Genomic DNA, 20,918 nt, shown 5'->3' on the forward strand with positions numbered 1-20,918 from the left:
TTTTTTTGTCGTATATGCTAAAATAATTGAACGAATTGAATATTTAGGGATAGAGGCGCAGTGCTTAAGAGTAATGATTCTGAGATGCCAGTCGATGACGAATAAAGAAAGGAAACACTGCCGAAGCCGGATGATGGCCAAGAGTCCGGCTGGGTTTATACTGAAAGAGTATAAAACTGTCATTCTGAAACGGAATGAAGCGCTATTCGGAACCTTTCAAATTCCGGTGTTTGATATGCCGGTAAAATAGGATTTTTCAGGTTTACGGGTAGTGTCCGTAAACCTTTTTAGTGTATGAGAAATGAGGAGGATGCGACCATGTCGAATAAATCACTGCCTTTTTCCAGTCAGGAAATTGAAAGAATTGCCCAGGAGTATGGAACGCCTTTTCATATTTATGATGAAAAAGCAATCCGGGAGAACGTACGCAGGCTTCAGGCTGCCTTTGCCTGGAATCCAGGCTTTAAAGAATATTTTGCGGTAAAGGCGACGCCTAATCCGTATATCTTAAAAATTTTAGCCGAAGAGGGCACCGGCGCGGACTGCAGTTCTCTTCCAGAACTTATTTTGGCCGAGAAGGCCGGGTTGAAAGGGGAAAACATCGTATTCTCCTCCAATGATACGCCGGCAGCCGAATTCTGCAAGGCCAGGGACCTCGGAGCGATCATCAATCTGGACGATATCACCCATATCGATTTTCTGGACAGAGAAGCCGGAATACCTGAAATGATCTCTTTCCGCTATAACCCCGGTCCGCTGCGCGAGGGCAATACGATTATCGGAAAACCTGAAGATGCCAAATACGGACTGACAAGAGAGCAGCTTTTTGAAGCGTATGCCAAAGTCAGAAGTCTCGGTGCCAAAAGATTCGGTATTCATACCATGGTGATTTCCAATGAACTTGATCCGGAGTTTTTTGTCGAGACGGCCCGGATGATGTTCGAACTGGCGGTGGAGCTGAAAGAAAAGCTCGGTATCCGGATTGAAATCATTAACCTTGGCGGTGGGATCGGAATTCCGTACCGGCTGGGTCAAGATCCTGTAAATCTGGAATATGTCGGGAAACGGATCAAACAGGTTTACGAACAACTGCTTATTCCGTCCGGACTGGACCCGTTGAAGGTAGCCATGGAGTGCGGGCGGATGATTACAGGACCTTACGGTTATGTGGTTGCCAGAACGCTTCATAAAAAAGAAATCTATAAGAACTATATCGGACTTGATGCCAGCATGGCTGATCTGATGCGTCCGGGGATTTACGGCGCTTATCATCATATCACGGTTGTCGGGAAAGAACAGTTGATACCGGACCATCAGTATGATGTGACCGGAGGGCTTTGTGAGAACAACGATAAATTTGCGGTAGACAGGATTTTGCCCAAAATAGATATCGGGGATCTTGTGGTGATTCACGATACGGGCGCACATGGACATGCCATGGGATTCAATTATAACGGCAAGCTCAGATCCAAAGAACTTCTTCTGAAACCTGACGGCCGGGTTGAGATGATCAGAAGAGCCGAAACCATTGACGATTATTTTGCAACGCTGGATTTTTCCGGGCTTAATTAGTCCTGTCAATGAATACAGCATTCAACGCGCTGCCGAGCAGCAGTATAACACAGCTCCAGTACAGCCACAACAAAAGAAGGATGATGCCCGCAATGCTTCCGTAGGCCAGGGTATAGCTGTTGAAATGATTCACGTAATAGGCAAAAACCATCGAAATAATGATCCATCCGCCTGCGGAAAATAACGAACCGGCAAAGTAACTGCGGATCGGATATTTGTTGTGGGTTGCGATGATATTCAGCAGGATGAAGATCATAATCAGAAAAATAAACTGGATAAGCAGGCGAAGGTTCTGCCAAATGAGTGGAAAGATGTTGTCCGGCCCTAAAAGATAGACAAAAATATTGGCCAGTTTTTGGCCGAAGATTAATACCAGGAATGAACCGACGACAGCCAGCGCAACGATAACAAAAAAAAGCAAAGCCGAAAGTTTCAAACGAAAAAACGACCAGGTTTCCTGAAGACCGTAGGCTTTGCCGGCTCCTCTCATCAAGGCGTTGATACCATTCAAAGATGCCCACAGAGCCCCAAGCATGCTTACGATAAGCAAAGCAGGGCTGCTGCGGACGCCGAAGACCTCATTGACAATGGTTTCAACCATTTGGACGGTTTCTGCAGGCAGCAGGAACTTAAAACTGCTGAAAAACTCAGCATTGCTGATGTTCAGAAAACCGACCAGGGTCAGAAGAAAAATAACAAACGGGAAAAAGGACAGGATGATGTAGTAGGCAACCTGTCCGCTAAGCGCAAATAATTCATTGATGGAGATGATCCGGACATACTTCCGGAAAAAGCTACGCCAGTTCATATTGTCAGCCCCGCAGTTTTGAACAAGCCTGATCCTGCTTAACTTTTACAAAATGTTATTTAACTTCAGCGTTTCTGATTTTGGGACCTCCTGCAACAGGAAAGTCAGGGTATTCAATTCAGCCATGGAATGGCTTTTTTCTTTGTACTTAACGTATTGGGAAAGGCGTTTGTAGGAGATTTCTATATTGTTCAGGATACTGTGATTGAGAAAAATGGACCACCAATCGTGCAGTTTGGTCCAATGGTCATAAGTTTGCTGTATCTTTAAGGAGGCTTCGTCCCATTTCTCAGAGGCGATCAGAAGCTCGACCTGATTCAGATTATCCAGCACAGCGCCGGAAGTAGAATCGATCCTGTCGGCAACCCACAAGGTCGATCCGATTAGAATCACGAAACCCAGGATAATGGTGAGCGTCGAACGCATGCTGTCTCCTCCTTTTCAAAAGAGAATATTTGTTTGGGATTATTTGTTTGGGTCTGCTTTTTGCTGAATATAGAGCTTGCGCTGGGAGTCGATGCTCGCAAAAAACACCTTCTTAATATCGGGAACATTTGCTTTGGTCAGTTCCTTATTCAGCCATTGAATATTGACACCGGATTTCTCCAGATTCTTTTGCTGGAGCTTACCGTCCATGATCAAGGCTAAAGGCAGACCTTCAGCTGTTATCTGCAGCTTCAAATCCTGCGTATTCACCGGACGTTTGCCTATTTTGGGGATAACACTAAGCTGACCGTTGGTTTCTAAAATCGCATATTCAACATCGGCGATGTTCGGCAGATTTTTCGACCGGAGCTGTTCAAGCAGATCACTGAGGTTGTAGCGGAGTTTTCTGAGTTCTCCTTCAAGGATTTGCCCCTTATTGATCAGAATGGTCGGTGTACCGCAGATAATACCGCGGGCTTTTTCACTCTTTAAAGCGATCTCCGAAATGGCCAGACCGAGCAGAAGCAGGATCAGGACCGGAAATAAGCCCGCCACCAGCGGAATACCAGAATCCTGACTCGGGATAACGGCAAGTTCGGAAATCATCAGAATAATAACAAGCTCAAAAGGCTGGAGCTGACCAATTTGTCTTTTGCCCATGACTCTTAAGACGAGGACAATAATCAAATAGAGGATAATCGTTCGAACAATACCGATCAGCAATGGCTTGCGCTCCTTTCGGTCCATATCTCTATTAATTTTTTCCTTGTCCAGGCAATTTATTCTCGATTTTCTGAAAGTTATGATGAAAATGCCATGTGATTACCAAAAAAATCAAGAAAATGGAGCGTTTAAAATCTTCCCAAGAACTTTGTTTTGATATACAATGAATAGAATGATAGAATTATTTTGGAAATTCATATTTTTTGTAGAATAGGGAGGAAAGCACGTGTTCGAAAACGACATACTGGTTGCTGGTGCAGATCCTGGTTTTGGCGCCATAAAGCTCGATATTGGCGATACGAAGATATTATTTCCTGCAGTCATCTGTAATGGTAATGAGAGAATTTTCTCAACCTTGGGCAGAACTGAGCTTGAAAAAGGATCGGATCTCGATAAACAAATCGCTTCTCTTGATGTCATTGTCAGAAATAATTCCAGCGGCGTAGAACGGCATTATTTTATGGGAAGCCTGGCCGAGAGTCTGAATCCCAAAGAAGCTCATTATTGCTGGGATGAAGATAAATCTACGGATGAAGAAGCGATGTCTTTGCTGATCGTGGGCTTAGCTTTGGCCCAGCCTTATCCTAAGACGAACATCTATCTCGGAACCGGGGTTCCTGTCAAATTCTACGCCTCTCTGAAAGACAAATACGAGGCGGAATTAAAGGGTTCTTTTTCTGTGACTTTTCTGTCCGGCACATTCAAGGGACAAACGCGCAGTATGAACATTCTCCGTTCGAGAGTGCTGCCTCAAAGTTACGGCGTATTCATCAAGGAGACACTGACTGAAGACGGCAAACCGACCAATCCGAAGCTTTTCGGCGGTTATGTTGTTGTCATAGATCCCGGTTTCAGAACGACGGATATTGCCACATTTTACGATGGCATTATGCTTGATCCACCGAATTCATTCAGCATTGAGAAGGGGCTGCAATGGGCGTATGCCGGCGTAGCCGAAAAACTCAAAGAAATGACCATGGACCATACCAACCCGATCGAGACGGATGACAAGGAACTTGATAAAATTTTCAGAGTGAATAAAGGATTATATCCGTGGAATAACGGAGCAATTGACCTTAATCCTGTCATGAAGAAGATGCTGGCCCAGCTGGCCGCCGATATTTCCAGGGAAATTATGAAGACGCTGAAACCGATGGCCGGCAGGATTCATACAATTCTTGTTGCCGGTAAAGTCGGGGAAATGATCTTCGAATATCTGAATCTGGAAAATAAGGTTCTGATTGACGATCCTCAGTTTGGAAATGCAGCAGGTTTCCGGATTATGGCCGCAAACCTGGTCAATAATCTTACCAGGAAAGTAAATGTTGAATAATGAAAACAACAGGTCATCTTGTACTTTACATTTCTGAAAATGAAGATTTTGAGCTCTGGAGGGTTCTTTCGCAGATCCCTCCGGAGGAACGGTCCGCTTTTGTTAAAAATGCCCTGAAAACTGCGATTGTCCAAAACAATGAGTTCAGAAATCCTCAGGACGGTTGGGCAAGGCAAAATAACGTTCTGCGGCTTGATAAGAGCGCCGGTCAAAGCCCGGTGATGAATGAGGTGGCCATGGAGGAGCTGGGCTACAGCACGATTGCTGCTGCGGATGAAACAGTCATGCGGCCGTTAATGAACGGTATTCCTCAGAGCAGGGGAAATCCCAGACCCGAGGTGGATTTCGACCTCGTACGCGTGGAAGAATTGCTGCAGACCGGTGAGGCAAGGACCAAGACCTCACTGCCTGGTCTTGACTTCCTGCTTACGAATGTCATTGGTGAAGAGGATGATGAAAAAGTGATTGAATTTGTCCGAAAAAGTCAAACTGCCTCCGGAGAGGAATAAAGCAAATGCTCTCCGCGGGGCAGTTTCTCTTTTGATGATATTATTTGCAGCTCAGATAACGATATGCATGTTTTCGTAACGTAATCCAACCGCTCTGCGGCAGATAGCGCCCTCCTGGCGCTAACAGCCGCGCTCCACATCCTTGTTCCGCTTGGGCGCGATTGGATTACGTTACGTTAGTATTTTAAGAGATGCAGGATAGTGTGATAAGCTTTCTTCTTAAGCCGTCATGTTGGGAATTCAGGATCTGAATCTTGGCGAATTCCGAATAGAAAAAGCGCTACTTTTAGGCATTATTGGCCTCTTCGATGTAACCGCCTGTATAATTTCCTCTAAAGATCAGATGATCCTGATTTTATATTTTTTGAACCAGAAATCCAGCTGCAGCAGAAAGGCAAAAAGTCTGGGTGTGTCCATTAGCTGACCGAACCATGGTCGATTGGCATCGGATGACGGATTGGCCATTAACTCCTGAAGCTGTTTTTTATTCACCAAATCATACAGCGGTGAGGCAGAGTCTTCCAGAACAGTACGAAGTCTGCCGGTGACCATTTCCAGGAATTGCGGATGGTGGGTTTTGGGGTAAGGGCTTTTGCGCCGCCATAGAACATCTTCAGGAAGGATGCCTTCCAGGGCGGTTCGCAAAAGGCCTTTTTCACGATTTTGCCAGTACTTCATTTCCCAAGGAATATTCCAGACATATTCTACAATCCGGTGATCACAGAAAGGCACGCGGACTTCCAGACCGGAAGCCATCGTCATTCTGTCTTTGCGGTCAAGCAAGGTGGGCATGAACCTGGTCAAAGTCAGGTAACTGATTCGTTTATCGTTATCTGCTTTGGCGTTCGCGGTCCCCGAAACGGGAACTTCTGAAACGGCTTCCCGGTAGCGCTCTCTTACATAATCTAAAGGTGCGATGATCTGGAGAATTTCCGGAGATAGGATCTGGAGGCGGGTTTGAAGGTCCGTTGACCACGGAAAGGTATCTGCATTTTTAAGATCATCCCGGTGAAACCACGGATATCCGCCAAAAACTTCATCTGCGCATTCCCCGGAGAGTCCGACCGTCACCGACTCTTTGATTTTCCGGCTGAACAGCAGCAGGGAAGAATCGACATCGGCCATACCAGGCAGGTCTCTGGCTGCGGCAGCGTCTGTCAAAGCTTCGACCAGCTCTGCAGTATCCAGGAACAGATTATGATGGTTAGTGTTGAAGCAATTGGCCATTTTACGCACCCATGGAGCATCCGGATCAGGCTGATAGTCATTTGCTTGAAAATATTTATCGTTGGCAATGTAGTCAATAGAGAACGTGGGGAGGATTTTCCCTTCAGCCTGATACTTCTTCGCAGCGATAGCCGTTATGATACTGGAATCCAGACCTCCGGACAATAAAGTCCCGAGCGGAACATCGGAGACAAGCTGACGGGAAATGGCATCGATGACCAGCTCGCGAACATGATCAACCGTTGTTCGGATATCGTCTGTATGAGGTTTGTTCTCAAGCTGCCAGTACGGCCACTGTCTTATCCCCTCATACTTAACAAGCATGGCGTATCCGGGTTTAAGTTCACAAATGTTTTTAATAACACCAAAACCCGGAGTCCTGGCCGGGGCAATCATAAAAAGTTCGGCGAGGCCTTCACGGTCAATGACCGCAGGGATATCCGGATGGGCAAGCAGCGCTTTCATTTCTGAAGCAAAAATGAACGATGGGTATTTGTGATAATAAAACAGCGGTTTAACGCCCATCCTGTCCCGGGCCAGAAAGAGGGATTTTTCCCGGCAGTCCCAGATCCCAAACGCGAAAATGCCATTGAGCTTCTGAACGCAATCCACGCCCCATTCCAGATAAGACAGAAGCAGGACTTCCGTATCAGAATGCCCTTGGAAGGAATACCCTTTCACTGAGAGAGCCTGGCGGATTTCTTCGGTGTTATACAATTCTCCGTTATAAGTAATCGTATAGGCCCAGCCGCCGCGCCAGCGGGTCATGGGTTGCTTTCCTCCTTCAATATCTACAACCGCCAGCCTGCTGTGGCCCAAAGCAATTTCGGGATAAAGCCATTTTCCCCGAGCATCAGGACCGCGGGGAGTAAGGGTTTCAACCATTTTGTCAATGACAGGGCCGGATTCGGACAGATCCTGCGTCCAATCCAGCCAGCCTGTAATTCCGCACAAAGCTATTCACTCCTTAAGTAATGAAATAATGATAGCTGGTATCATCTAATACTATGTATATGACCGGCATAACCGGATGTTTCAAAATAATTTTCGTGAATTCACTTGCTAAATAAAAAGCATTTGTATATAATGATTTACAATAACTGCATAGCTTTAAAGCGAAGATTGAGAATAGTAACCATAAACGGAAAATTACAGAGAGTCGCAGGCTGGTGTGATTGCGGCAGGGAAGTTTATGACGAATGGCCTCATGAGTACGACCCGAAATCATCGATAGTAGGCGTCGTCGGGAATCCTACCCGTTATCATCAGGACGTGTATGTTTGTACATGATTGAGCGGGTATAGTAATATACCAATTTGGGTGGTACCGCAGGAGATATAGCCTCTTGTCCCTTTCTAGGGATAAGGGGCTTTTTATATTCACGGAAGACTTGATGCCGAACGGAGACCACGCATTAGCGAGGTACCATGTTAACCGGGTATCCAAAGGATAGATTTGGCGCATCGCTTTTACCAGGGATGGCAAAGAGCGGTATTCTATAGCAAACTTGGGGGAGGCTAAACAATATGAATACTTCAATCAAACCGTATTACACCAGCGGCAGGCTTCTGATTCATTCCGTAACGGAAGAAACTGACAAGTCCTATCGTGAGAAAATCATTACGGAACTAAATAATGTTCGGGGTGCCTACTTTTGCAGCAGCTTTGAATATCCGGGCAGGTATACCCGCTGGGACATCGGATTTATTAATCCTCCGATCGAGATTCGGACATTTGGCCGGAATATTGAAATAACGGCGTTGGATCAAAAAGGGCTGATCCTGCTGGAATTTATTGATAACGTTCTGCTGCAGGAGGCATACCTGGAAACACTGGTCCGCGATCAGCACAAAATAACGTGTAGGGTTGTCCAAAGTCAGGAATTTTTTCCCGAAGAGCAAAGAAGCAGGCAAAAATCCGTTTTTTCTGTAGTCCGCAGCCTTCTGGAAGCGTTTCATTCAGATCAGGATACGTTTCTGGGTCTCTATGGCAGCTTCGGCTATGATCTGATCTTCCAGTTTGAAAGCATCCATCTGAAAAGACCGCGGGATGAAGCGCAGGCCGATATGGTCTTGTTTATCCCAGATGAAATCTTTATCATCGACCATCAGAAGGATGACTGCTTCCGAACCAGGTATGACTTTGAATTCAATGGTCTTTCCAGTCTTGGTCAGGCGAAAAAAAATCTGTCGGCAGCCGGAAAAATATCAAACACTCAGAAAACGCAGGTTCAGGAGCTACCAAACGATAACGAAGGACAATATGCGGAAAAAGTCCGGACTGCCAAAGCCTATTTTAAACGCGGTGATCTTTTTGAGGTCGTTCCGTCTCATACCTTTTACCGGCCCTGTAAGATCAGGCCTTCGGAAATATTTAGAAATTTGACAAAGATCAATCCGAGCCCGTATGGGTTCCTGATTCATCTTGGGGATGAGTACTTGATTGGTTCTTCCCCGGAAATGTTCGTCAGGGTCGAGGGCAAGAGAATCGAGACCTGCCCGATTTCCGGTACAATTCCAAGAGGCCGGGACGCGCTTGAAGATGCCGAGAGAATCCGTCAGCTGCTGAACTCCAATAAAGATGAGTCGGAACTTACGATGTGTACGGATGTTGACCGCAACGATAAATCCAGGATCTGTGTACCGGGTACGGTGAAGGTGTTGGGAAGGCGCCAGATCGAGATGTATTCGCACCTGATCCACACTGTGGACCATGTGGAGGGGATCCTGGCAGACGGGTATGACGCTCTTGACGCTTTTATGACCCATATGTGGGCCGTAACAGTGACCGGGGCTCCCAAAAAAGCTGCCGTCCAATGGATTGAAGACCATGAGGAGTCCAATCGGATGTGGTATGGCGGGGCAGTTGGAATCCTTAGTTTTGACGGCCGGATGAATACAGGACTCACGCTCAGGACCATCCGCTTAAAAGACGGGATCGCCGGGGTCAGAGTCGGCGCGACGCTGCTGTATGATTCCATTCCCGAAGAGGAAGAAAAAGAAACGATCGTCAAGGCTGAAGCCCTTCTCAAAGTATTGGGCGATGCGAAAGCCAGTGTGACTGAAAATACAAGCGATCTGCCCGCCGGCTCCTCACCGCGGCAAGAAAACGCCGCTGATCTTTTGCAGGTACCTTTGCAGGTGCTGCTGGTCGATCATGAGGACTCCTTCGTGCATACGCTGGCCAGTTATTTCCGTAAAGCTGGCTGTCAGGTGGTCACGATGCGGCACCATCTGGCCAGAGAAGCCTTAAAAAAAGAACGGTATGATTTGGTCGTGCTATCCCCGGGCCCGGGCAAACCGTCTGATTTTAAACTCAGGGAAACAATCGGGCTCTGTCTGGATAAAGGGATTCCTCTCTTTGGGGTCTGTCTGGGGTTGCAGGGTATTGTCGAATACTTTAACGGAAAGCTCGGTGTATTGGATGTACCAGTGCATGGCAAACAATCGGTGTTAAAAATAGCTCCGGGATCAGTAATCTTTCAAAATTTGGCTAATCTAAGCGTAGGCAGATATCATTCGCTGTTTGCCGAAGAAGTACCGTCGGAACTTGAGGTTACGGCCTGGAGCGAAGACGGTGTCGTGATGGCGGTTGAAAGCAAAGACAAAACCATTCTGGCGGTCCAATTTCACCCTGAATCCATCATGTCGATGGATGAGGATAAGGGATTCCGGATCATCACCAATGTTTTGAACAAATTAGGAGGTGCCTGCTGTGCGTAAGCTGACTATTCTGGACTGCACGCTCAGAGACGGAGGATTGACCAACAACTTCCGGTTCCCGGAAAAGTATATCAAAGATCATGTGCAAAAGATTTCCGAAGCAAAGGTTGATTATCTCGAGCTGGGGTATAAAGCCGATCCCGCGTATTATGAACGGACAGCCTACGGTAAACTGAAATTCTGTGATGACAGTGAGATACGTGGCATCATCCAAGGAATTCCGGGGCTCCCCAAACTGGCTTTTATGGTGGATGTCGGCAGATTTGACCGGCAAACGGTTGAAGACGCCAATGTGTCACCGTTTACCATGGGCCGGGTTGCCTGCTATTTGGACCAGATCGAAGAGGCCGTCGAAGATGTCCGCTTTCTGCAAAATAAAGGCTATGAGACAACCCTGAATATCATGGCAATTTCCAGAGAAAGAATCCCGGAAATCGTTTGCGGCTTAAGAAAAATCAAAGCGCAAATCCCTGCAGTGGCAGTCTATGTGGTAGACAGTTACGGGGCGCTTTATCCGGAGGATGTCAAAAAGCTGGTATCACTGTACAAGGAAGAATTAAACAGTATAAAGGTGGGAATTCACGTGCACAACAACATGCAGCTGGCCTTCTCCAACACCATTACGGCAATTGAAAGCGGTGCTGACTTCCTTGATGCGAGTGTCAACGGGATGGGCAGGGGAGCCGGCAACTGTCCGCTGGAATGTCTTTTGCCCTATGCTGGCAAAGAAAATTATGATTTAAAGCCTGTACTCGCGCTGATTAATGATTACTACATCCATGATGGTGACGAACATTCTTGGGGGTACTGCCCGAAGCAGCTCTTAACGGGGATTTTCAACCAGCATCCTGTCTATAGTATCCAGGGGGCTGGCGAAGATCTGATCCGAATCTATAATCATTTTCAAAGTGAGGTGCAGGTATGAAGAACGAAATGATTAATTATCTAGGTCAAAATGGCTATTTTGGCGCCTATGGCGGGAGATATGTCCCGGAAATCCTGATACCGGCTGTCGATGAACTGAACCAGGCTTTTCAGGAAATATTGCGGGACGAGGACTTCTATAAGCAATACTATAACCTCCTGATGGACTTTTCGGGCAGGCCGACACCGCTGACGTATGCGGCAGGGCTTAGTGCGTATTTTGGTAAAGCCAAAATCTTTATCAAGCGGGAGGATTTGAATCATTCCGGCGCCCATAAAATCAATAATGTGCTCGGGCAGGGCCTGCTCATGAAAAAACTGGGCAAGACCAGAGTCATCGCTGAGACCGGCGCAGGCCAGCACGGTGTCGCAACGGCGATCATGGCAGCGAAAATGGGATTTCAGGCGACGATCTATATGGGAGCTGAAGATGCTGAACGGCAATATGCCAACGTCTTCTGGATGAAACAGCTCGGAGCTGAAGTTGTTCCCGTTACCACCGGTACGGCAACGCTTAAGGATGCCATTAACGAAGCACTTCGCGACTGGGCAGGAAATTTTGACAACACGCATTATGCACTTGGTACGGCGTGCGGACCAAGGCCATTCCCGGAGATGGTCACTTTCTTTCAGTCCGTAATCAGTAAAGAGATGAAAAAACAAATCAACGATATCTGCGGCAAAAATCCGGACCGGATCTATGCCTGTCTGGGCGGCGGTTCCAATGCGATGGGGGCTTTTGTGGAGTTTCTGCAGGAGCCCGGCGTAGAACTCGTTGCTGTCGAGGCAGGCGGCAAGGGCGAAGCATCCGGAAAGCATGCTTCGCGGATCGCTTATGCCAAAGCCAAAACCGGCGTCTCTCAGGGCTACAAGACACTGTTTCTCCAGGATGATGACGGACAGATGCTGGATACCTGGAGCATTTCCGCCGGACTTGATTATGTAGGCGTATCACCAATCCTGGCTCATCTGGCGGAAACCAAGAGGGTCCGGGTTTTAGCCGCCACAGATACCGAAGTCATTGAGGCCTTTAAACTGATCATCAGCAAGGAAGGGCTGATACCGGCGCTTGAATCCACGCATGCTTTCGCCGGACTTTTCAGGGAAATTGCTGACACCCAACCGGAAGATGTCATCGTTGTCAATATGTCCGGCCGTGGAGACAAAGATATCTTCAATATTGGGGAAGCATTGCAGGATCAGGGCTGGAAAACATTTGTCACAGAAAGAGGTAAGGCATATGCAGATTGAAAAACAAATTGAAGCTATGAGAAGAGAGAAGAAAATACTGCTGATGACCCACCAAATTATCGGCTATCCTGATTTTGCCGCCAATGAAAAAGCGATTGAATGCTTTTATAACAACGGGGTCGACCTGATTGAACTGCAAATACCTTTTTCTGACCCGATTGCCGACGGACCGGTATTTACAAAATCAAACCAGGCCGTATTGGAAAAGGGGATTAAAGTCAGCGACTGCCTGAAGTTTATCGAGAGAATGGCTCGCAAATACCCGATCCCGTTTCTGGTCATGACCTACTACAATATCTTGTACCAATACGGCGTCGAAGCATTTATTGACCGGTGCAAAGAGATCGGCGTCCAGGGAACCATCGTACCGGATGCTCCGCTTGATGAGGCCAGAGTCTACTACGATTATTCCCGCCAACAGGGGTTGGCTGCCGTAAGCATAGCGACACCTTATTCCGATCCGAAGCGACTGCAGGAAATTGCCGATATCGGGAGCGGATTTATCTATTACGTTCCCCGCAAAGGGGTAACCGGCAGCAAAACAACTTTTGACTCTGAGATTTTGGACGGAATCCAAAAAGCAAAGAAAGAGACCGGCAAAACAATCGCCGTAGGTTTCGGGATTCAAGGCCCGGAAGATGTCGCCCATTTAATTGGAACTGCCGATATAGCGATCATCGGCAGTAAGATCCAGCTGGTGCTTGAGACTGAAGGGCTGTCCGGTCTGGATCAGTTTTTAGGCGATATTGCGCGTGTGAATAAGGAGGAATGAATGATGGGAATGGAGATAGCTTTAAAAAAACTTTCCAATAGAGAGAATCTCAGTGCTCAGCTGGCCTATGATTCCATGACGGAGATGATGAGCGGTGAAGCCAGTGAAATCTCCATGGCAGCCTTTTTAACGGCGCTCCGCCTGAAAGGAGAGACCATTGAAGAGATTTACGGGACAAGTAAGGTGATGCGGGAAAAAGCCCTCAAAGTGGCGTGCGCATCAGAAAATCTGGTGGACACCTGCGGAACAGGCGGAGATGGCGCTCATACGTTTAACATTTCGACAACAGCAATGTTCGTTGCTGCCGGCTGTGGTGTAAAAATTGCCAAGCATGGCAACCGGAGCATTACCAGCAAGAGCGGGGCTGCCGACGTCCTCGAAGCGTTAGGGGTCGAGATTGCGCTGCCGCCTGAGGCGGTTGGTCAATGTATCGACCAAGTCGGCCTTGGTTTTATGTTCGCTCCGCATTTCCATACTTCGATGAAATATGCGATGCCGGTGCGTAAAGCACTTGGCTTCAAAACCATCTTTAATATCCTCGGGCCATTAGCCAATCCGGCCGCAGCCCCAAGACAGCTGATCGGCGTTTACGACAAAAGCCTTGTGCCCGTGGCTGCAGAAGTACTGAACAGACATCAGGCTGTACACGCACTCATTGTCCACGGCAGTGACGGTCTCGACGAAATCACCCTGACAGGACCGTCTTACGCAGCAGAACTCAAGGACGGAAAGGTAACCGAGTTTGTCATCCATCCGGAAGATTATGGTTTTTCCCTTTGTACGCCGCAGGATCTTGTAGGCGGAACGCCGCAGGAAAACGCGCGGATCACCTTGGATATTCTTGCAGGAGGTCAGGGCCCCAAAGCAGACACCGTCATCCTGAATGCCGGAGCTGCAATTTATGTCGGAGGCAAAGCCAAAAGTTTGCAGGAGGGGATCGAGATGGCCAGGGCCACAGTCCGGGAAAAGAAAGCGCTGTCGGTTCTAAACGAGTTTATCGCTGTGACGAGACAGCATTAGCATTCAGCAGAAACCGGCTTTATCAAGTCCGGGTTTAAGTACAGGTCTCAGTTTAGTGCCATAGAAGGGACTTGTACCTGTGGAAAGTTTGAAGAAAGGGGATAAAAATGATCCTCGATAAAATTGTAGAGGCCAAAATAAAACGGCTTTCCGAACAGAAGAAAAATGTTCCAATTGAAGATATCATAGAAAAGCTAACAAAAAAGCTGAAAATCAATAATAATCATGATAATCTTAAGCATGATGTTAACATGGAGCGGCCTGCAGGCGTCTTTGCCTCAGCCCTGACTGCGGGACGCCTGAGCAAAGATAAAGCAGGGATTTCCATAATCGCGGAAGTCAAAAAGGCTTCTCCATCCAAAGGAGTCCTGGTTCCGGACTTCGATTATCTGCAAATAGCCAGCATGTATGAACAGCTGGGGGCTGCGGCAATCTCCGTCTTAACAGAGCAGGATTACTTTCTCGGGAGTCCGGATTATCTGAGGGAAATTAGAGAATCCGTCAAGATTCCGCTGCTGCGAAAGGATTTTATGATTGACCCTTATCAGATTTACGAAGCAAAGGTTTTGGGGGCGGATGCTATTCTGCTCATCGTAAAAATATTGGATGATCAGCAGTTGAAAGAATTCCTGGGGATAGCTGAACAGATCGGTCTGGATTGTCTTGTGGAAGTTCATGACGAAGCAGAAGCGGCAAGGGCCATGGCAGCAGGAGCCAGTATTATCGGAATCAATAACCGGAACCTTGAAACGTTCGAGGTGGATTTGAACCACAGCCGCAGAATCGCTGCGATGATCCCGGATCATCTGATCAAGGTCTCCGAAAGCGGGATTCATACGGGCGAGGATATCCTGACGGTGCAAGCATGGGGATTTGATGCTGTTCTGGTCGGAGAGGCGTTCATGAAGGCAGGCAGTCTTGAACAAAAATTTGCAGAGCTTCTTCAGGCGCCATATCGACCCTAAATCGAATATATTTGTCGTTCATGGCATCGTTTGCCTTAGGCGGATGATAATAATATTTTAGGATTGACAAGATATAGGGACATACTGACAATTGCGTACAGATAACGCATGATTTAGGAGTTGAAATGGTAGGGATGGAAGATAATGTGAAAGGTATCTATGCCGGGCCGACGCCAAAAGTCAAGATTTGCGGGGTTCGTACCCTGGAGGATATCAGGATTATCAATGAGCTGAAACCGGATTTTGCCGGATTTGTGCTAGCCCCGAGCAAAAGACAGGTCTCGCTCAACGAATTGAAAACGCTGATTGCTTCCTTGGACAAAAAGATCATCCCGGTTGGGGTTTTCGTTAATCAGGACCCGGATGACTTATTGTGCGCCGTGGAAGCCGGTCTGCAAATACTTCAGATTCATGGCGATGAGCCTTTGGAATATATGCGTCAATTACAAGCGCGGCTCATGGGAAAATACCAGGCTCATCATCAAGTAACGGTCTGGAAAGCTGTCAGGGTAGGACATGCGAATCGGGCAGAGCTGAACATGGAAGCGTATCAGGGCCTGGTTGACGGTTTTGTGTACGATAAATTTGACCCTGAAGCTTATGGCGGGACCGGGAAACGCTTTGACTGGAACCTTCTGCAAAGAGATCAGAACGGCCAATCCGATAAAAACAAAGGCCGGGATATTCCAATGATTCTGGCCGGAGGCTTAAATGAAGAGAATGCTGCGTCGGCAATTTCCTTATTTCATCCCTATTGCCTGGATGTCAGCAGCAGTGTCGAGACGGAGGGACGGAAAGACCCGGACAAAATCAAAAGGTTTATTGACCGTGTCCGTGCTTAACGTGCCGCTCCTTGCCATCCATGGCACCGCGACAGTAGGCCATCCGTAGCCAGAAACCGCTGGCATGGCTTAACGCTGCGGATTCCTGTTCGCTTAACGCTGCTGGCACTTAGCGCTCGCTTCCGCATCTTGTGCAAGTCTACAATATTTGAAGCAATCAGAAGAAATATAGAGAATTTAAGATTTAAATATGGTATGAATGAGAAAAATGGATGTGTCGCTCATAATATGAGAATGATGGCAGTAGTAACTGGATAAAAACTCTAATAATATTGGGTTAGATAGGTGAAGGGGACGCCGCGATACGTCCCCTTTGTTTAAAGTCTTTGGACCATCTCTTCCGGAGAAGGGATATTCAAATATTTTCGCTGGATAGGGCCTAGACGAAAGATCTGGACCTCGACAAACCGAAGGACCGAGTTGGCAATCCAGTAAGCGCTCAGGGCAACAGGAGCTTTCCACAGAAAAACGACGCCAATAGCAACCGGGAATATGAACATCAGTAAATTTTTGTTTTCTGCTGTAAATACACTCAGCGTCTGAAGCAGACCGGCAATAACCGGCAAAATATGAAGATGATCTGCCATATGGAGATCAGATACCCACGGAATAAGAATGCTGCCGACGGGTATACTCAGATGCGTAATAGCAACGTACAAGGAGAAAAAAACCGGGGCCTGGATAATAAGTGTTGCAAACGTAAACAGTGGATTGATTTTATATTTAGATGCAATTTTCATTGATTCAGAGTTAACTTTTTTAATTTGATTGTGAAATTTTCCAGATAAAATTGTTCTGGCTTTGGTCAGATTTGCGGTTAATAATTGTACTTTTTGCTGTTTTATTGACAAAGGAAATAACAAGAGTTTTATCCCTAATGTAATCAGAGCAACCGCAATGAACCAATCACCCGTAGTACTGACAAGGAATGCTAATAACTGGGAAAGGACTATGCTAATCATATTCATTGAAACATCCTCCAAAGTTTTATTTCTTATAAAACAAGGAGGTTTGAATAAGGTGAGTCATCATCAAGGCTGGTCTTTATTTTTCTCCTAAAGATTAAATACTTATTTACCTGAAGATTTATGGGAGATGAGGAGCTGATCAGACAACTCGAAAGGTAAGTATCCGCGTATCTGACACTGCTGGAAGAAGAATGCAATAGTTTGATTGCGGCCCAGGAGACAGCTAAGATCAAAGTCAGATGAACGATTAGAATAACCAGGATACTACTATCGAATTGCATTTTATCACCCCCAAGAAACTAGATTTATTATATAATTAGCTACAGGAGATAGCAAGAAGTATAAGCTTAAGGCAGTAAAGCTTACTCCAACATAGAAACGCTAGGTAAATATGAAAACTTTGGTAGGGATATGAAATGAAGAAACGTTTGCGAATTCGGATAAAGGTTCTGATAGGTAGCCTGCTGGCGATCACAGTGATTCTCCTTGGTTCTATGCTGATGATCAATAACTATGTGGAACGGGTTGGTACGAAATACATCGGCGATGTGGATCATGTACCTGAGGTTGACGCGATCCTGGTGTTAGGTGCCTATGTTTTCCCGGATGGAACTGCTTCATCCATGCTTGCCGACCGCTTGACCGTCGGTTATGAGCTTTACCAGCAAGGCAAGGCTCCCAAAATTCTTGTGAGTGGTGATCATGGACGGACAGATTATGATGAAGTCAATGCCATGAAGCGCTTTCTCCTGGAAAAAGGCGTCAAGGGTCAAAATGTCTTTATGGATCACGCTGGTTTTAGTACATATGAAAGTCTATACAGAGCGAGGGATATTTTTCTTGCGAAAAAGGTAATCATCGTTACGCAGGAATATCATTTGAAGCGGGCAGTTTTTGTCGCCAGGTCTTTAGGACTTGAAGCTTATGGCGTTGCCTCAGACCGGCATGATTACGGACAGGCAATGGCCTACTATCAGATAAGAGAGATTGCAGCCCGAAATAAAGATTTTCTCTGGACTAAAATAATCAAGCCCAAACCGACTTTTTTGGGCGATGTCATTCCGGTATTTGGCGATGGTGGGGCTACTGACGATTAAATAAATAACTGGAGAATGAAGTGAACAGAATTATTCAATGAAAAAAGTCATCCTTGCGTGGATGACTTTTTTGTCAGGTATTTCTCAAGCAGGGCGTCTTTACTGATCCAGACGACTTTGGGCTTTGTTCCAAGTTTTTCTGTATCTTTTTTCCGGGACGGGTTATAGACTCGGTAAACGATTTTTTGCATGAAACCAATGAATCCGGCATTACCATTCGTATATTCAGTAACGTTAAACCCGAGGCCTTTGACACCACGGTTGATGAGTGTAACACCCAGGAAAACCTTGATATCCTTATAACCCGGATTCAAAGAGATATAGCTTGCCAGAACAGGCAGGGAGAGCCGGGCTTGTTTTAAAACATTATAGCCGATTTTTTGGATATTGGCACCAAGGCTCTGGAAGCGGGTATTGTCTAAGTGGATTTCACCGACCAGATCACCTGCTGAGGCGATTAATTCACCGTTTTCATTAAACAGTTCAGGGCCATGGTAGCGGGTAAGACCCAGGCGAAAAATATTGCGTTCATCAATTCTGGTAATTTGTTTACGCCGCGCGTAAAAAAGCTCCCATTTCTCCCAAACGCAGAAACCAATTCTTCTTGGCAGTGACCAGTCGGGAAGCTGAAGCGGAATGAGCGGCAGCTTACGTTCTTTTTGTATTTTCATGATCAGTGGTTTCAGGGCAGCTAAGGTATTTTCAGGAGCGCCCTCATCGCCGCCGCTATCATGAAGCAGGATAATTGTGCCTTCTTTGGTTCGGCGGATTATTCTTTGCACAATACGGTGCGGAGTTCTTTCAATGTGCCAGTCTCTGCCGTCGGCACTCCAACTAATCAGCTTTTTGCCTTTGAAACGGCACCAAAATAAAAAAGAAAGATTAACCCCTCCCCAGGGAGCTCTGACATAGACGGGTTCCTGACCGGTCAGACGGCGCATTTCCTCCATCGCTTTATTCCACAAGTTCCAGGTCTTTAGCGGGGGCATCAGCCAAGCGTGCCGGTGACGGTAGCCGTGACTGCCGACGGTATGACCGTGGTCTAGGATGCTCTTGACAAGTTCCGGCTGTTTTTCAGCCTTTTCAGCAACCAGAAAAAAACAGGCCCGAACGTTTTGCTCCTCTAAAATTGTCAGGAATCTCGGAGTGTATCTGGGGTCGGGTCCGTCATCAAATGTTAAGGTGACACCTGGAGAATAATGACGTTTCCAGGAACCAATACCGAAAAAATGCACAAATAGTTCGGGAATAAGAGCATAGACCGCAAAGACTGAAATTGCGACGATGAAGGCGCACAGCAAGGTTGTGGACACTGCAGATTCACTTCCCTTATGTTGACTTTGAAGGTTTATCCGAATCCTTGAGGTCCGCGAAATCAGCTCGGGACTTGGGAAATATTGACCGTTTCTTTGTAGATCTGAGGCTTTACGGATTGACCGAGGGCTAGTTCCAAAATCTTTTCCCAGGCATGGTACTCTATTTCCGATAAGTAGCTGTCAACGCGGTTTCGCCAAAGCACCTGTTCGTTTTGATCTTTAAAAAAGGCGTCCAACTGTTTGGCGACTGGGTAATTCAAATCTAAGTCATAGATCAATTTTTTTTCGCTGAGATAATTCTTATTGATTTGTTCCTGCCCTGGAAGTGCGGAATGGACAAAAATCGGCAGTTTTTTATGAAGGGTCTCACTGATGGTTACGCCGCCGGGTTTGGTAATAATGGCATCGGCCTCGTCATACAGTGAGTTGAGGGTTTCCCTGGATGAAATATAGGACAGGGGCTTTAAGTTAGGCAGTTTCAGGGAGCGAATATCTTTATACAATTTCTTGTTTTTGCCGCATAGCAGGGAAAAAGTATAGGATTTTTCTTTTTTACCCGGCAGGCTGTAAAGCAAATGCTCGATATCACCGAGACCGCCGCTTCCGCCGGAAATCAGAATATGGTAAGGAAGCGTCGGTTCGGAGGCTGTCCGAGGCAGGAAGCACTCATCAACAGGAATACCCGTCACAAATATTTTAGACGGATCAATGTTATTCTGGGAGATTAATTGCGCCTTAATATGTTGATCAGGGACAAAATGGTAATCGATGTATTCTGTTCCCCAAAGCTTATTAACAAAGAAATCAGTGTAGACATTGATTACGGGCGCAGTTGCGATACCGGAATTTCTAAGCCTGTCGATTAAGAAGGAAGGAAAAGCCTGGGTACATACGATCAAATCAGGCTGTTCTTCTTGCAGCAGGCTATTCATTTTGTCAAGGAATTTATATTCATACCAGTTAAAGTGCTTGGTTGATTTGGTCGGGTACACAAAGTTCCGGTAAATCCAGACGAAGGTTTGGGGAGAATGGTCGATCCAGGTCAGGTAAGTTAACCGAAATGCTTTCTCCAGCCGTTTGTCCGCATAACTGAAGAAATCTATCTTTGAGCATTTAAGATTACTGATTCGGTTTTCTAAGGAACGAATCATTGCATCGGCTACGGTATGATGACCCGTAGGGATTTGAAGGAACGGAAGAAAAAGTATCCGCATCATAACTTCCCCTTTCCAGCAACCTATTATTGTCCAAAGATCCTTGAAGGTAGCTATACATTTATAATTTTACTTTTTAATAGTGCTTTTTGTAAACCTAGTTTTTCCATTTATTTTATATATATTCTTAAACAGAGCGAAGCTAGTACCTAGTTAATCCTAAAATTATAAAGATATAGGGTTGACATGGTGCTGGCCTGTGTAAAATAAAACATATCAACGAAAAGAC

General features: G+C 46.4%; 18 protein-coding genes, 1 riboswitch and 1 other annotated feature. Of the genes, 11 read left to right on the forward strand and 7 right to left on the reverse strand.

The window, feature by feature from the left end:
- Positions 1 to 42: 42 nt before the first annotated feature.
- Positions 43 to 213, forward strand: a riboswitch (Lysine riboswitch).
- A 105-nt stretch (positions 214 to 318) separates the two neighbouring features.
- Complete coding sequence (locus AAH944_RS06380) at positions 319 to 1,572, forward strand: diaminopimelate decarboxylase family protein (protein WP_415537429.1); 1,254 nt, start codon at positions 319 to 321, stop codon at positions 1,570 to 1,572.
- Here AAH944_RS06380 and AAH944_RS06385 read toward each other — a convergent pair.
- Genes AAH944_RS06385 through AAH944_RS06395 form a run of 3 tightly spaced genes read right to left on the reverse strand, consistent with a single transcriptional unit; the run spans position 1,565 to position 3,529 of the window.
- Positions 1,565 to 2,380 (reverse strand): YihY/virulence factor BrkB family protein, encoded by an 816-nt coding sequence (locus AAH944_RS06385; protein WP_415537431.1) that lies wholly within the window; start codon positions 2,378 to 2,380, stop codon positions 1,565 to 1,567. The two genes, AAH944_RS06380 and AAH944_RS06385, sit on opposite strands and share 8 nt — an antisense overlap.
- Before the next feature lie 45 nt (positions 2,381 to 2,425).
- The gene (locus AAH944_RS06390) at positions 2,426 to 2,806 is read right to left on the reverse strand and encodes a DUF4363 family protein (protein WP_415537433.1); all 381 of its coding nucleotides are present in this window, start codon (positions 2,804 to 2,806) and stop codon (positions 2,426 to 2,428) included.
- Positions 2,807 to 2,845: 39 nt separating this feature from the next.
- The gene (locus tag AAH944_RS06395) at positions 2,846 to 3,529 is read right to left on the reverse strand and encodes a DUF421 domain-containing protein (RefSeq protein ID WP_415537807.1); all 684 of its coding nucleotides are present in this window, start codon (positions 3,527 to 3,529) and stop codon (positions 2,846 to 2,848) included.
- 226 nt (positions 3,530 to 3,755) lie between these two features.
- Between AAH944_RS06395 and AAH944_RS06400 the strand changes: the two genes are divergently transcribed.
- Both AAH944_RS06400 and AAH944_RS06405 read left to right on the forward strand, forming a co-directional pair.
- Positions 3,756 to 4,862: a chromosome segregation protein ParM gene (locus tag AAH944_RS06400; RefSeq protein WP_415537435.1), complete on the forward strand. Its 1,107-nt coding sequence runs from the start codon at positions 3,756 to 3,758 to the stop codon at positions 4,860 to 4,862.
- Positions 4,862 to 5,371: a hypothetical protein gene (locus tag AAH944_RS06405; protein WP_415537437.1), complete on the forward strand. Its 510-nt coding sequence runs from the start codon at positions 4,862 to 4,864 to the stop codon at positions 5,369 to 5,371. The genes AAH944_RS06400 and AAH944_RS06405 overlap by 1 nt, the downstream gene beginning before the upstream one ends.
- Before the next feature lie 339 nt (positions 5,372 to 5,710).
- Here AAH944_RS06405 and asnB read toward each other — a convergent pair whose 3' ends face one another.
- Entirely contained in the window at positions 5,711 to 7,552 is a 1,842-nt protein-coding gene (gene asnB / locus AAH944_RS06410) for an asparagine synthase (glutamine-hydrolyzing) (protein ID WP_415537439.1), read from the reverse strand.
- A gap of 155 nt (positions 7,553 to 7,707) precedes the next feature.
- Positions 7,708 to 7,954, forward strand: a binding site (T-box leader).
- Positions 7,955 to 8,124: 170 nt separating this feature from the next.
- Here asnB and AAH944_RS06415 point away from each other — a divergent pair.
- From AAH944_RS06415 to AAH944_RS06445, 7 genes are all read left to right on the forward strand, one after another.
- Positions 8,125 to 10,320: an anthranilate synthase component I gene (locus tag AAH944_RS06415; RefSeq protein WP_415537441.1), complete on the forward strand. Its 2,196-nt coding sequence runs from the start codon at positions 8,125 to 8,127 to the stop codon at positions 10,318 to 10,320.
- Positions 10,313 to 11,245, forward strand: coding sequence for an aldolase catalytic domain-containing protein (locus AAH944_RS06420; RefSeq protein ID WP_415537443.1), 933 nt, complete (start codon positions 10,313 to 10,315; stop codon positions 11,243 to 11,245). Before AAH944_RS06415 ends, AAH944_RS06420 begins: the two co-directional genes overlap by 8 nt.
- The gene (gene trpB / locus AAH944_RS06425) at positions 11,242 to 12,495 is read left to right on the forward strand and encodes a tryptophan synthase subunit beta (RefSeq protein WP_415537445.1); all 1,254 of its coding nucleotides are present in this window, start codon (positions 11,242 to 11,244) and stop codon (positions 12,493 to 12,495) included. The genes AAH944_RS06420 and trpB overlap by 4 nt, the downstream gene beginning before the upstream one ends.
- On the forward strand, positions 12,485 to 13,267 hold the full coding sequence (gene trpA / locus AAH944_RS06430; RefSeq protein ID WP_415537447.1) for a tryptophan synthase subunit alpha: 783 nt from the start codon (positions 12,485 to 12,487) through the stop codon (positions 13,265 to 13,267). Before trpB ends, trpA begins: the two co-directional genes overlap by 11 nt.
- Positions 13,268 to 13,270: 3 nt before the next feature.
- Positions 13,271 to 14,287, forward strand: coding sequence for an anthranilate phosphoribosyltransferase (gene trpD / locus AAH944_RS06435; protein ID WP_415537449.1), 1,017 nt, complete (start codon positions 13,271 to 13,273; stop codon positions 14,285 to 14,287).
- A gap of 107 nt (positions 14,288 to 14,394) precedes the next feature.
- Positions 14,395 to 15,252: an indole-3-glycerol phosphate synthase TrpC gene (gene trpC / locus AAH944_RS06440; RefSeq protein ID WP_415537451.1), complete on the forward strand. Its 858-nt coding sequence runs from the start codon at positions 14,395 to 14,397 to the stop codon at positions 15,250 to 15,252.
- A gap of 134 nt (positions 15,253 to 15,386) precedes the next feature.
- A complete protein-coding gene (locus AAH944_RS06445; RefSeq protein WP_415537453.1) occupies positions 15,387 to 16,094 on the forward strand; it encodes a phosphoribosylanthranilate isomerase in 708 nt (235 codons plus the stop codon).
- A gap of 317 nt (positions 16,095 to 16,411) precedes the next feature.
- On the opposite strand, the gene AAH944_RS06450 is transcribed toward AAH944_RS06445, so the two are convergent.
- Complete coding sequence (locus AAH944_RS06450) at positions 16,412 to 17,062, reverse strand: YidC/Oxa1 family membrane protein insertase (RefSeq protein ID WP_415537455.1); 651 nt, start codon at positions 17,060 to 17,062, stop codon at positions 16,412 to 16,414.
- A 416-nt stretch (positions 17,063 to 17,478) separates the two neighbouring features.
- On the opposite strand from AAH944_RS06450, the gene AAH944_RS06455 reads away from it, so the two are divergent.
- Positions 17,479 to 18,159, forward strand: coding sequence for a SanA/YdcF family protein (locus AAH944_RS06455; protein WP_415537457.1), 681 nt, complete (start codon positions 17,479 to 17,481; stop codon positions 18,157 to 18,159).
- Positions 18,160 to 18,206: 47 nt separating this feature from the next.
- Here the strand turns inward: AAH944_RS06455 and AAH944_RS06460 are convergent, their stop codons facing one another.
- Both AAH944_RS06460 and AAH944_RS06465 read right to left on the reverse strand, forming a co-directional pair.
- Positions 18,207 to 19,472 (reverse strand): polysaccharide deacetylase family protein, encoded by a 1,266-nt coding sequence (locus AAH944_RS06460; RefSeq protein WP_415537459.1) that lies wholly within the window; start codon positions 19,470 to 19,472, stop codon positions 18,207 to 18,209.
- A gap of 62 nt (positions 19,473 to 19,534) precedes the next feature.
- Positions 19,535 to 20,689, reverse strand: a complete 1,155-nt coding sequence (locus AAH944_RS06465; RefSeq protein WP_415537461.1) for an MGDG synthase family glycosyltransferase — start codon at positions 20,687 to 20,689, stop codon at positions 19,535 to 19,537.
- Positions 20,690 to 20,918 lie beyond the last annotated feature (229 nt).

This window comes from Dehalobacter sp. CP (genome assembly GCF_047652685.1).
GTDB lineage: Bacteria > Bacillota > Desulfitobacteriia > Desulfitobacteriales > Syntrophobotulaceae > Dehalobacter.